We start from the raw sequence: 13,120 nt of genomic DNA, 5'->3' as shown, positions 1-13,120 counted from the left end.
TTCGCCTCATTTGCCATTATGCAGCTTCTTTCCCTTTGCTGCTGCCTTCTTTGTGGCAGCTTTAGGAGCAGGCTGAGGTTTCTTGGGGAACGCCGCATTGTTCTTGAACACGTTGAGGGCAGCGTCTATCACCTTGTCGTCGCCGTTGATATACTGCGTCCATGCCTTCTCGTCGAGGATGTTGTATATGATGCGGCTATTGATATAGCGGTCGAGCAGTCTGTGCGACTTCTTTATCATCAGGTTGCGCCTCTGGAGTCCGTTCTTGTTGGCGAATGTGGCGAACTTGTCCACGAGGTTCTGTTTCTTCAGATAGTCAGCCAGTTCCATCATCTCCTTATACGAGTTCAGTTTGATGCGGTTGTCGTCGGTATATACGAAGGCAAATTGCAGGATGAGTCCGCTCATGCTCGCCTCTTTCAGGTATGACGTCATGCCGATAGTATCTTCCGGTACGAAGATGTCAGGCGTGATGCCGCCACCGCCATACACCGTCCTGCCGATGCCGGTGTGGTAGGCAGGTCCCGTGTGCTTGATGCTGTCTTGTGAGAAGAATTCGCCGTGCTGGTATCTCGCCAGCAGGTCCTCTTCGTAGTCAACATTGTCGCCAGCCGTATAAGGCTTCTGGATGCAGCGTCCCGATGGGGTGTAGTAGCGGGCGGTGGTCAGACGGATAATGCTGCCGTCGGGGAATTCCATCTGTTTCTGCACCAGTCCCTTTCCGAACGAGCGGCGTCCGATTATCGTTCCGCGGTCGTTGTCCTGTATAGCTCCGGCAAAGATTTCAGAAGCCGATGCCGACGCCTCGTTGATGAGCACTACGAGCGGTATGCTCTGATAGCTGCCGCTGCCGTCGCTGCGGAACTCCTGTCTTGGCGATTTCCTTCCTTCGGTATATACAATGAGCTTGTTCTTGGGCAGGAACTCGTTTATCATCTGCACAGCCGATTCGAGATATCCGCCCGTGTTGTCGCGCAGGTCTATCACGAGGTTTGCGAATCCCTCCTGCGACAGTTCCGCCAGAGCCACGAGCAGTTCGGCGTAAGTGTTCTCACCGAAGTTCTTTATCTTGATATATCCCGTATTCTCATCGAGCATATACACCGCCGAAATGCTCTTCTGAGGAATGTTGGCACGCGTTATGGTGAAGTATTTCACGGCTTTCGATCCATACCTCATCACTCCGATTTTCACCTTAGTGCCCTTTTGTCCCTTCAGTCGGCGCATCGCCTCTTCGTTGGTCACCACCTTTCCAACGAAAGGCTTTCCGTCCACGCTGACTATCTTGTCGCCGGCCAACACGCCGGCCTGCTGTGCCGGACCGTTCTTCACCACGTTCTGCACGTGGATGGTGTCTTGTCGGATAACAAATTCCACGCCGATTCCCGAGAACGAGCCCTTGAGGTCGTCCTGCGTTCTCTGCACGTCTTCGGCGCTGATATAAACCGAGTGAGGGTCGAGGTCAGAAAGTATCTGCGGTATCGCCATATCAACGAGCGAGTCGATGTTCACGTCGTCAACATATTGGTCGTCGATGATATGCAGCAGGTTGTTCAGTCTGTTGCTTCCCGAGTTTATGATATTCAGTCTGTTGCCCGAGAAATGGTTGGCATAGAAAGTGCCGATCACCACACCCACTATCACGCAGATTGCCATAAGCATCGGCGTCAGTCGGTTGGGTCTATTTTGTCTCATATTCGTCTGGATTAAGATGTATCACATTGATTTTAGCCCTTTTCAGAAGGTCGATGCCCTCGCTGAGCCTGTATTCCCTGGCATAGACGACACGCTTGATGCCGGCCTGTATTATCAGTTTGGAGCATTCTATGCATGGAGCGTCGGTGACGTAGAGCGTCGCTCCGTCGCTGTTGTTGGAGCTTCGGGCGAGTTTCGTTATGGCGTTTGCCTCGGCATGGAGCACGTAGGGGTGAGTCACGTTGTTCTCGTCCTCACACACGTTTTCGAATCCGCTTGGCGTGCCGTTGTAGCCGTCGCTGATTATCATTTTGTCTTTCACGACAAGGCATCCCACCTTTCTTCTCTCGCAGTAGCTGTTCTCCGACCATATACCTGCCATGCGCAGGTATTTGAGGTCAAGCCTGAGCTGTTTCTCTTTGTCGTCCATGATTCTTGATAGTGTTTGTCGTTATTGTTGAGTCTGGCGGTTCTCCTCTGCCGAAGCTTTCTTTATTCCGTTTCTCTCAAGCAGTGCGTCGATGGTAGGTTCACATCCGCGGAATCTCTTGTATAGGGTCATCGGATGCTCCGTGCCGCCCTTCGACAGGATGTTGTCGCGGAAGCTCTGTGCCGTTTCCCTGTTGAAGATGCCGTTCTTCTTGAACACGCTGAAGGCGTCGGCATCGAGCACCTCAGCCCATTTGTAGCTGTAGTATCCGGCGGCATATCCTCCAGCCATGATGTGGCTGAACTGCACCGTCATGCACGTGTCTTTCAGCTGTTCCAGCACCATCGCTTTCTGCCATGCCTTTTTCTCAAACGGTATGATGTCGTCGGTGAAGGCATCCTTCTTTGTATAGTACGCCATGTCGAGCAGTCCGAAGCTCACCTGCCTCATGCAGCCGTATGCCACCATGAAGTTGCGGCTCTTCCTGATCCGCTCTATCAGTTCGTCGGGCAGCGGTTCGCCGGTCTTGTAGTGGAAGGCGAAGGTGCGCAGGAACTCCTTCTCGGCGCCATAGTTCTCCATGAACTGCGACGGCAGTTCCACGAAGTCCCACCACACGTTGGTTCCTGAAAGGCTCTCGAATCTGGTGTTTGCGAACATGCCGTGGAGACTGTGTCCGAATTCGTGGAGGAAAGTCTCCACCTCGCCCAGTGTCAGCAGCGCCGGCTTCTCGGCAGTAGGTTTCGTGAAGTTCATCACCACGCTCACGTGTGGTCTCACGTTCTCCCCCTTCTTGTCAATCCATTGTCCCTGATATTCCGTCATCCATGCTCCGCCCTGCTTTCCCTTGCGCGGATGGAAGTCGGCATAGAACACGGCGAGATACGAACCGTCCTTGTCGAACACCTCGTATGCCTTCACGTCGGGATGATAGACGGGGATGTCCTTGTTCTCCTTGAATGTTATGCCGTATAGTCTGTTTGCCAGTCCGAACACTCCGTCTATCACGCGGCTCAGTTCGAAATACGGGCGCAGCATCTCGGCGTCGAGGTTGAACTTTTCTAGTTGCAGTTTGTGGGAATAGAAGCTGAAGTCCCAAGGCTCCAGTTTGAAGTCGTCGCCCTCCATGCTCTTCGCCTTCTTCTCGATGTCGGCCACCTCCAGCTTTGCCGTAGGCATATAGGCGTCGATGAGGTCGTCGAGCAGCTTGTACACGTTCTGTGTATTGCTCGCCATACGGTTTTTCAATACATATTCGGCATACGTCTCATATCCCAGCAGCTGTGCTATCTCCCTTCTGAGGTTAACGATTCTCTTGCATATCTCCAGGTTGTTCTCCCCGTTGTCGTGAGTACACATCGTGTTGCGCTGCATATACATCTCGCGTCTCAGTTCGCGGCGTGTGGAATATGTCATGAACGGACTGTAGCTGGGATAGTCGAGTGTGAATATCCATCCCTCCTTCTTCTGTTCCTTTGCAGTCATGGCAGCCGCCTCCTTCGCCGTGTCGGGCAGTCCGTCGAGATCTTTCTCATCGGTGATATGCAGGGTGTATGCCTTTGTCTCCTTCAGCAGGTTCTGCGAGAACTGCAGCGACAGCATGCTTGCCTCCTCGGTAAGTTTTCTCAGTTTCTCCTTTCCCTCGTCGTCGAGCAGCGCACCGCTTCTCACGAATCCGTCGTAGCAGTTGTCGAGCAGTCTCTGTTCCTCAGGAGTCAGTTCGCGGTGGTTGTCGTATACCGCCTTTATCCTCTCGAAGAGTTTCTTGTTGAGTCTCACGTCGTTGGCGTGTTTCGTCAGTATCGGCTGCATCTTCTGTGCCAGGGCGTCCATCTCGTCGTTGGTCTCCGCACTGAGCAGGTTGAAGAACACCGTGGAAACCCTCGACAGCAAGTCGTAGTATCCGTCCTTATCGTCGTCAACGTTGATTATCGTGTTGTCGAAAGTTGGTTCTGCGGGATTGTTGATAGTCTTTTCTATCTGTTCGTCGTCGCGCCTGATGCCTTCGAGGAATGCCTCCTCGTAGTCCTCGAGTTTTATCTTGTCGAAAGGCACCGTTTCGTGCGGTGTCTTGTATTGTTCGAGGAATGGGTTCACTCTTTTCGTCTTCTCAATTTCTTTTTCTTCCATACTGTATGTTGTCCTTCTTCTGATTTCGGTTTAAGATACTTATTTATTAATACAAAGATACCCTTTGTTTCTAAATGACACAACAAAATGGGTGACATTTCTCGCTGCTCTATCTTTTTTTAACAGTTGTGATGGTCTTGTGGTTGCTATATAGCTTTGTTTCCGTCCGGCTTTGATAGGGTTGTTGATTCCTTGTCGGCTGATTCACTTGCCTGTCTGGTGGTTTGTCCTCTGATTTCAGGCAAAAATGGATAAATGCATATATTCATATTGTTAATTGGGTAAGTCGTCTGACTTTCTTCTAAAAATCAGCGGACTTGTCCAATCGGAAATACATACAGAAGGTTATCTTTGTTTTCTTCTGAAAAAACCGTTAGGAAAAGAAAATGAATTCTTGTTTTCTCTCGATTAATAAGTTTTTTGATAAAAAATGAAGGAAAAGTTTGCAGGTTAAAACTTTTTGTGTACCTTTGCAACCACAAATCACGCTTATGCGTTGTTTGCATTAATAAATTTATGATGGTGCCATAGCTCAGTTGGTAGAGCAAAGGACTGAAAATCCTTGTGTCCCCGGTTCGATTCCTGGTGGTACCACTCCTCCTTTCATTGGTCCTGTTTGCGCAAGCAGCAGGGCTTTTTTTTATGTCATTTTTTTTAGTGATATCCGCCATCCGTTTCGCTATGCAGCACTAACCACAAAACTATATTCCTGACTTATGGTGATGCCAGCCGGGATAATCCGCCAATCCCCATTTGGGACGAACCGTTGCCTGACGATGTAGAATATCACAAGTGTTTGGGGTGTATAAACATTATATAAACAAAAAAAGAGAGATGCTTCCTGAAACCAGGATATCATCTCTCATTTCCCTTCATCTTTTCATTTCCCATTTGTGGAGCCTCTTGTCGGATTCGAACCAACGACCCCGAGATTACAAATCACGTGCTCTGGCCAACTGAGCTAAAGAGGCGGGTGGGCAAGCTACTTGTATCGCGTCGCTACAACCAACTACCTTTGCTACGTTCCCGTCCTGGAGGATTCGAAGGGAGCTGACCGTACAAGACTTACCCGTCTTGTTCACTTTTGCGGGTGCAAAGGTAATGCTTTTTATCTTTTCCACAAACTTTTTCCTTCGAAATTTCAAAAAAAAGTCTGCCTATACTCGTTATACCATATAAAATAAGTACTTTTGCATCGAAATAACAACGAAAGAATAAAGAAAGAAGAAAGAAAGAACAAAGAATATGGATATCAACAAGTCTTCTAACGACGAATACCGGCAGTTTACCGCCTTTGCCCGAATCGACGGAGCGATAATCGGTGTGATGTGGGTTGTCAGTTTCTTCTGCTTCATTGGCAATCTGCAGATGCCCATGCTCGGACTCGCAGGAATGGCAATCGGCATATACTCCATCATTTTGGCAGCCATGAGGCTCCGCAAGTTCCGCGACCGCATTCTCGGAGGCAGGATCTCCTTTGGCAAAGCCACTCTCTATTCCATAATGACATACTTCTATGCCACTATCCTCATGGCAGTGGGACAGTACGTATATTTCCAGTTTATCGACCAAGGCTACATGGTGAACCAGACCATCGCTATGCTTTCAATGCCAGAGACAGCTAAAGCCGTTACGGAGGTGTATGGCATGGATCCCAAGCAGATGATAGCAATCCTGCAGGCCACCATGGGAACGATAAGGCCGATAGAGATAGCGTTCCAGTTTCTGACGCTCAACGTGATATTAGGCATTATCATCAGTGTGCCCGTGGGTGCGCTGATGCGCAAACAATAGATAATACATTTTCAGACTATGGATATATCAGTAGTTATACCTCTATATAATGAGGACGAATCATTGCCGGAGCTCTATGCGTGGATAGCGCGAGTGATGAAGAGCAAAGGCTTTACATACGAGGTGATATTCGTGAACGACGGATCCACCGACAAGTCGTGGGATGTGATAGAGCAGCTTCGCGCTGAGAATCCGCAGAATGTGAAGGGAATAAAATTCCGTCGCAACTACGGTAAGAGTCCCGCTCTGTATTGCGGATTCCACAAGGCAGAAGGCGATGTGGTGATCACCATGGATGCCGACCTGCAGGATTCTCCCGACGAGATTCCGGAGCTCTACCGCATGATAAAGGAAGACGGCTACGACCTTGTTTCGGGCTACAAGATGAACCGCAAGCAGGGCGACCCCCTCTCCAAGACCATTCCGACAAAGCTCTTCAACGCCACGGCAAGGAAGGTCAGCGGAATACATAATCTGCATGACTTCAACTGCGGATTGAAAGCCTACCGCAAGGATGTGGTGAAGAACATCGAGGTGTATGGCGAGATGCACAGATATATACCATATCTGGCAAAGAATGCCGGCTTCGACAAGATAGGCGAGAAGCCGGTACACCACCAGGCACGCAAGTTCGGCAAATCGAAATTCATGGGCTGGAACCGCTTCTTCAACGGATACCTCGACCTTATAACGCTGTGGTTCCTGAGCAGCTTCGGCAGAAAGCCGATGCATGTGTTCGGATTCCTCGGCACGCTGGTGTTCATGATTGGTTTTCTCTCGGCTCTCGGACTTGGCATAGACAAGCTCTGGTGTCTCGCCAACGGCATTCCGCAGAGACTCGTCACCTCGTCGCCCTTCTTCTACATCGCTCTCACGATGATGATGATCGGAACGCAGCTCTTCCTCGCCGGATTCCTCGGCGACCTGATAAGCCGCAACTCCTCTACGAGAAACGACTATCAGGTGGAGAAGGAAATCTGAATCAAGAATACATCTTTGAATCAAGAATAACGAAATATGAATTTTTCACCCTTCCGCCTGTCGTTGCCGGCAATTATCGCCGTTGCCGCCGTCGCAGCATCCTGCTCTTCGGTGGACTGTCCGCTCAACAACAAGGTGCTCACCAATTATGCCCTGCTCGATGCTGACGGGAGAACGGACACGATGAGGCTCGCCATGACGGTGTCGACAAACCGCACCGACGGTTCTGACTCCGTGCTGATAAACAAGGACCAGGACATCACGAAATTCTCGTTGCCCATAAGCAATGCGCAGCCCAGAGACTCCTTCTTCGTGGAGCTGACGGATGGTGTGACGGCATCCCTCGACACCATTGTTGTGGACAAGGAAGATATGATGCACTTTGAGTCCACGGATTGTGCGGCATCATATTTCCACAAGATTAAAGGAGTGACAACAACACATCACGCCATCGACTCCGTGGCTATTAACTATCATAACGTTGACTATGACACATCGAAGACCCACTTCCACATTTATTTCTCGCCTCGCCATTAGCGTGGTGATGCTTCTCCTTGTGATGGCAATCCCTGCCAATGCACAGAAGCGGAATGCCGCTGCCAAGAAGAATGTGGCAGAACGCGACACCGTGGCGCTCTTCCGTGGCTTCTCAGTGTCGGTGGATGCCGTAGGTCCCGTCATGATGGCGGTGAGCGACTACGGACAGTATGAGGCTGCCCTCCATCTCAACCTGCGTGACAGGTATTTCCCTGTGGTAGAGGTGGGTTACGGCAAGGCAGACCACACGGAGGAGAATACACAGATGTCTTATAAGACGAGTGCACCGTTCTTCCGTGCCGGAATGGATTTCAACGTGTTGAAAAACAAACACGACATCTACCGGCTTTATGTGGGAGCGCGGTATGCATTCACTTCATACAAGTATGACCTTGCTTCGCCGGGAGTTGAAGACCCCGTGTGGGGAGGCGTCACGCCATACGAGGTGAAGGGCGCAAAATGCAACTATCATTGGCTTGAGGCTGCCCTGGGAGTAGACGTGAAGCTCGTCGGTCCGCTGCATCTCGGCTGGAGCCTGCGCTACAAGCAGAAGCTGACAGCAGACGAGGGAAAGCTCGGCAAGTCATGGTATGTGCCGGGATTCGGAAAGACTGGCACTACGGCTTTCGGTGCTCTCTTCAACATCTCGCTGGATATATAGCATGGTGCATCCAGAGGAAGGTAATCTCTGATGTTGATGTAAGAAATGAAGGTATACGTCGATATATAATAAAGGTATATAAGGTATAATTCAAAGAGACATAAATGCAAACAAATCAAAGAAATATGGATAATAAAAAGAAAATGAGATACCTCAAGTTGGGTATCCTCTCGTTTGTCGTTATAGCGGCGGTGCTGATTGTAGCCAAGCAGCGCAATGCTCCGTTCCAGAAGAATACGGGCTTCGTGTTCGGCACCGTTTACAATATTACATATCAGAGCGACAAAGACTTGCAGCCGGAAATCGAGGCTGAGCTGAAGAAGGTGGACAATTCGCTTTCCACTTTCAATCCAAAGTCCATTATTTCCAGAATAAACCGCAATGAGGATGTCGTGGCTGACAGTATGTTCACCGAGGTGTTCAAGTTGGCAGAACAGGTGTCTGGAGAGACCGACGGAGCTTTCGACATCACCGTGGCGCCATTGGTGAACGCATGGGGATTCGGATTCAAACACGGCAAGATGCCTGACAACAGGAAGATAAACCAGCTGAGGAAGATTGTGGGCTTCCATAAGGTAAGCATGAAGAGTGGGAGAGTGGTGAAGAAGAATCCTGCCACGATGCTCGACTGCAGTGCCATCGCCAAGGGCTATGGCTGCGATATGGTGGCGCGCCTGCTCGCCTCAAAGGGAATAAAGAACTATATGGTGGAGATAGGAGGAGAGATTGTGGTGAGTGGCGTCAACGATGAGCGTATGCCGTGGAAGATTGGTGTTACGAAGCCTACCGACGATTCGCTGAACGTGAACCAGGAACTGCAGACCGTGCTCAATGTCACCGACAAGGCGATGGCGACAAGTGGAAACTATCGCAATTTCTATTATAAGAACGGCAAGAAATATGCCCATACCATCGACCCCAAGACCGGTCGCCCCGTGCAGCACAATATCCTGTCTGCTACGGTGATTGCCGACAACTGCGCCACTGCCGACGCCTATGCCACATCATTCATGGTGCTCGGTCTCGACAAGGCGAAGAAGGTGTTGGAGAAGCATACGGAGCTGATGGCTTATTTCATCTATTCTGATTCTGAAGGAAAGAATGCTGTGTGGTTCTCTCCTTCGATGAAGGGATATATCGTGGATAAATAATATATCGTGGGTAATCACTTCAATCCATATAGTCTGCTGGCTCGCCTTCCTCTGTTCCAGGGAATGAGCCTGAGCGAGTTTGACAATGTCATAGCTCATGTCAAACTTGGCTTCTCCAAGGTGGAGCGGGGCGGAACGGTTGTTGCCGAAGGAGAGGTGTGCAACGGACTGTCGTTTGTCTTGCAGGGCGAACTGGATGTGGAGACGGTTGCCGACGATGGTGGGTATCGCATAGTGGAGTGTGTTGCCACGCCTTGCGTGTTGCAGCCCGAGCGTTTGTTCGGATTGACACAGCGGTACTCACGCAAATTCATTGCCGCCACGGAGTGTAACCTCCTGACGATAGACAAGGCGGAGATAATGAAAATCGTTACTGCCTCTGAGGTGTTCCGCCTCAATCTGATGAATATCCTTTGCACTTTGACTCAAAGGATGCAGCATCTGCCCTGGCGCCGAAGACCGGAGGGCATCAGAAAGAAGATTGCTTTTTTCCTCTCTTCCCGTTGTCTCCATCCTGCCGGCAAGAAAACGCTTGTCGTTGGTATGGTGAGACTGGCAAGGGAGATCGGCGAGAGCCGTCTCAATGTTTCTAAAGCCCTGCATGAGCTGGAGAGTCAGGGACTGCTCGAGATGGGGAGAGAAAAAATCGTGGTGGCAGCGCTGGAGAAACTGTAAGCCCCTCAAGCCATTTCCTGCTCCACTGATGAAAATCTGATTTAACCCGCTAATGAAATAATAAAACGGGTTCTGTCGGTTCAAATTAACATATCAAGCGTCCTGATGCTTGATTTTGGTTAAGCGTCCTGATTACCATTGGAGGGAGACGGCTTAATCCCGTTTTAGGATTAGATATTGTCTCTATAATCCGCCGGCGTCATACCGTATTTCTTCGAGAACAGTCTGTAGAACGTCTGTCTCACCGGCACACCGCATTCCTGGGCGATGGCTTCGATAGAATAGTTCGGCTTTTCCTTCAGCAGCTTTGCCGCACGCTCCATACGCAGGTTGTTGATATAGTTAGTGAACGTCAGCTGAGAGTATTTGTCGAATACGGCATTGAAATGGCTTGTCGACATTCCGGCTTCGGCTGCCACTTCGGTTCTCGATAGTTTGGTGCGGATGAACAGGTTCTTTTCGAATATCATCTTCTCAATCTTCAGGAATTGCTCATACTCCTCGTTGTGAGCCTTGCTGTCAGTCTTCTTTTCCGTCTTTACTGTCTCACCGGAGTTCACAGCCTTTCCTTTGTCATCTGTTGCAGATGCCTTGTCATTGGCTGATGCTGCATTATTCACCTTGTCTGGATGTTCCAACATCCTGTCGAAAAGTTCCGTTTTGTATTTAGACAGTTCCCCGATGAGCGATGACGACACCCTGTTCTTGTTCTTTATTATCCTGTTGTCGCGAATGACGAAGACAATCAGTGTGATACAGATGAAGAGCAATACACCCATGATGATGTTTGCCCATCTGTTTATCGTCAGCTGCTTGTCCTGGTTTTCTATATAACTCTTCAGCACTTTCTTGCCCATCTTCTCCGATAGCCATGTGGCGTTCTGCTCCTTGATGCGTCGTGTCAGCGAGTCGCTCAGGTTATATGCCCTCATTCCGGTATTTATCGCCTCCTCATATCTTCCGAGAGCCTGCAGCACACGGGCTTTGTTCATGAGTATGGTGTTGGAGTAAATGTAGTCCACGGTGTCTCTTCCGTGCGACATCCAAGTCTTCTCCTCTTCGTTGATTTTTTTCAACGCCTCTTTGTATTGCTTTGTCTCCAGCAGATAAGGCACTACGTATGATGCACCGTCGGGCAAGAGGGCAGTACGTGTGGAGAGCAGGTTGTCGAAGCATTCCCTTGCTTTTGCATGATTGCCGCTCTTCTCGTATGCTATTGACAATAGCGAGTAGTATCCGGCGTTTGCCACGTCGTTGGCACCGCTCACATCCTCCTTCAGTTTGTTCAGCTTGTCCAGGCATTTCTTGTATTTCGGCTGCATGTCGATTACCAGCTTGTATTCCTTGATGTCGATAGCCGAATTCGCTTTCAGTGAGTACACGGTGGCGAGGTCGAAATATGTGTCCCAGTCGGGAGTCTTCTTCAGTTGTTCTGTAATTATCTGTATGCAGCGGTCGAAGGTATTTATGGCATGCCACATGTTTCCCACTTCGCCATGACATTCGCCGATGGTCATCAGCAGCTGTGACATGAGCTTTCTGTCCTTATGCTCGTATGCCAACTTTATGCCCTTGTCTGCCATGGTAAGGCTTTCCACATAGTTGCCGCAGCTGTAAAACTGCGATGAAGCCATGTAGTAAAGTTGCCTTTCCTTTTCCGGATATTTGTTGATGTCTGGGTCGTTGAGGGCTGCCACGGCATAGTTTGCCGCCTTGCTGTAGTTTCTCAGCGCGTTGTTGTAAACCATGCTCATGAGATAATTCGCCTCGATGTTCGTCATCGAACCGTCTTTCTTTCCGGTCTCAATCATCTTCAGGGCGCGCTTGGGCTGAGTCAGACTGATGCCTCTAACGTATTCGAAGGTGTATTTGGAATTTGCCTTCTTTATAGCCGTTGATTTTGCCTGTTCATCCTGTGAACAAGCTATGAAGGCGATAGTCACTGCCAGTATCAGCAATATAGTGTTTAGTTTCTTCTCCATTTGTCTTTTCCTTTCACGTCTTTACCATCCATTTCCGTTGTCGGTATCGGTCCACTTCCTTATATGTCGTTATATTTCATTTGCTTGCTTCAGTGTCAAGGAGTGATGCTGTTTCCCAGGAGGTTTCTCGGTAAGTCTTCTTTGTATGGTTAGTATTGAATGATTTAGCTTTAATTGCGATGCAATTATATATTAATCGCGTTATTTATTCGCTGCAAATATAATTATTTTCTTTTATTCATACTTCTTTTCTTTGTTAATAATAGCAAAATAATTACATTTCAAGCCTCTCTTGCGATATGTCGCAAAAATTTGTAGATTGCAAATGTTACAAATTGCGTTATTATGCTTTTTGTATTTTGTAAAACGTTGTGCTTTAGCTTGATGCGAGAATTTACGACATTCATTGATTTTGTAACTTTGTAAAAAATATCCTGTTTGGTTTATTTTGTTTTGTATCCAAATTTTATAAAAAACGTGTTGTTTTGTAACAATTGTATTATTCTGCGTAGCGTTACATGAAACAAAGTGTATTGCTACAATGAGTGAAATGAAATTATTGCAAGTATGGAATTATTTCATTTACTTTGCATCGTTACAACAAACAAGAACCTGACACGACGGTCGCCACCTTAGACCGACAGGTTTATCGGAAACAAGCCAACACACCTGCTGAATCTTTATGGTCGCAGGTTCTCCACATATAAAATAAGTAAGCAATAATTAATAATGTTGTGAATCTTAAAACAGATAATGTCGCTAACAAAAAAGTAAGTTTAATCATGGACAGCCTCCTTCGGGAGGCGGCCACAAAAACTAAAAATTATGAAAAGTAAAACTACAAATTTAAATGTCGCTAATTACAGAAGCGTAATCAGGGCTGCCGCAATTCTCATCTTGACGATGATTTGCGGTGGTCTCTGTGCGCAGACCGTTAGTATTAGTCCAAAGACCGGTAATGTGATATCGGCGTCGAGTACCGATAATGAACAACATCTTAATGGCTATGGTGGAGCCTGGGTGCATAACCAATTGCCATTGACATTGATTACTTCAGACGAAGCAACCCTTACAGAAGCAGGTT

10 protein-coding genes, 2 tRNA genes and 1 other RNA gene are annotated in these 13,120 nt (G+C 48.5%); 7 read left to right on the top strand and 6 right to left on the bottom strand.

Features of this window, described 5'->3' with window-relative positions:
- Positions 1-6: 6 nt before the first annotated feature.
- Genes ACDC99_RS06475 through ACDC99_RS06465 form a run of 3 tightly spaced genes read right to left on the bottom strand, consistent with a single transcriptional unit; the run spans position 7 to position 4,255 of the window.
- Positions 7-1,695, bottom strand: coding sequence for a S41 family peptidase (locus tag ACDC99_RS06475; RefSeq protein WP_044073514.1), 1,689 nt, complete (start codon positions 1,693-1,695; stop codon positions 7-9).
- Positions 1,682-2,125, bottom strand: coding sequence for a deoxycytidylate deaminase (locus ACDC99_RS06470; RefSeq protein ID WP_022317681.1), 444 nt, complete (start codon positions 2,123-2,125; stop codon positions 1,682-1,684). Before ACDC99_RS06470 ends, ACDC99_RS06475 begins: the two co-directional genes overlap by 14 nt.
- 21 nt (positions 2,126-2,146) lie before the next feature.
- Complete coding sequence (locus ACDC99_RS06465) at positions 2,147-4,255, bottom strand: M3 family metallopeptidase (protein ID WP_288967014.1); 2,109 nt, start codon at positions 4,253-4,255, stop codon at positions 2,147-2,149.
- 521 nt (positions 4,256-4,776) lie between these two features.
- Here ACDC99_RS06465 and ACDC99_RS06460 point away from each other — a divergent pair.
- Positions 4,777-4,849: transfer RNA gene (locus tag ACDC99_RS06460), tRNA-Phe, on the top strand.
- A gap of 300 nt (positions 4,850-5,149) precedes the next feature.
- Here the strand turns inward: ACDC99_RS06460 and ACDC99_RS06455 are convergent.
- Positions 5,150-5,226: transfer RNA gene (locus ACDC99_RS06455), tRNA-Thr, on the bottom strand.
- 1 nt (position 5,227) lies between these two features.
- An RNA gene (ffs, locus tag ACDC99_RS06450) (signal recognition particle sRNA small type) lies at positions 5,228-5,326 on the bottom strand.
- A 174-nt stretch (positions 5,327-5,500) separates the two neighbouring features.
- On the opposite strand from ffs, the gene ACDC99_RS06445 reads away from it, so the two are divergent.
- The 6 genes from ACDC99_RS06445 to ACDC99_RS06420 all read left to right on the top strand — a co-directional run bounded on the left by ACDC99_RS06445 (position 5,501) and on the right by ACDC99_RS06420 (position 10,054).
- Complete coding sequence (locus ACDC99_RS06445) at positions 5,501-6,049, top strand: DUF4199 domain-containing protein (protein WP_042518857.1); 549 nt, start codon at positions 5,501-5,503, stop codon at positions 6,047-6,049.
- Positions 6,050-6,067: 18 nt separating this feature from the next.
- A complete protein-coding gene (locus tag ACDC99_RS06440; RefSeq protein ID WP_022316074.1) occupies positions 6,068-7,030 on the top strand; it encodes a glycosyltransferase family 2 protein in 963 nt (320 codons plus the stop codon).
- Positions 7,031-7,066: 36 nt separating this feature from the next.
- A complete protein-coding gene (locus ACDC99_RS06435) occupies positions 7,067-7,567 on the top strand; it encodes a DUF6452 family protein (protein WP_022316073.1) in 501 nt (166 codons plus the stop codon).
- Positions 7,518-8,228 carry a DUF6048 family protein gene (locus ACDC99_RS06430; RefSeq protein WP_156132500.1) on the top strand — a complete coding sequence of 237 codons (711 nt, stop codon included), beginning with the start codon at positions 7,518-7,520 and terminating at the stop codon, positions 8,226-8,228. Before ACDC99_RS06435 ends, ACDC99_RS06430 begins: the two co-directional genes overlap by 50 nt.
- A gap of 143 nt (positions 8,229-8,371) precedes the next feature.
- Positions 8,372-9,379 (top strand): FAD:protein FMN transferase, encoded by a 1,008-nt coding sequence (locus ACDC99_RS06425; RefSeq protein ID WP_231557025.1) that lies wholly within the window; start codon positions 8,372-8,374, stop codon positions 9,377-9,379.
- A 6-nt stretch (positions 9,380-9,385) separates the two neighbouring features.
- On the top strand, positions 9,386-10,054 hold the full coding sequence (locus ACDC99_RS06420) for a Crp/Fnr family transcriptional regulator (protein WP_370756251.1): 669 nt from the start codon (positions 9,386-9,388) through the stop codon (positions 10,052-10,054).
- A 170-nt stretch (positions 10,055-10,224) separates the two neighbouring features.
- On the opposite strand, the gene ACDC99_RS06415 is transcribed toward ACDC99_RS06420, so the two are convergent.
- Positions 10,225-12,036, bottom strand: coding sequence for a helix-turn-helix transcriptional regulator (locus tag ACDC99_RS06415; RefSeq protein ID WP_370756249.1), 1,812 nt, complete (start codon positions 12,034-12,036; stop codon positions 10,225-10,227).
- Positions 12,037-13,120 lie beyond the last annotated feature (1,084 nt).

The organism is Prevotella pectinovora, from assembly GCF_041323955.1.
In the GTDB taxonomy this organism is placed as follows: domain Bacteria; phylum Bacteroidota; class Bacteroidia; order Bacteroidales; family Bacteroidaceae; genus Prevotella; species Prevotella pectinovora.
This window is presented reverse-complemented; position numbering and strand designations above follow the sequence as displayed.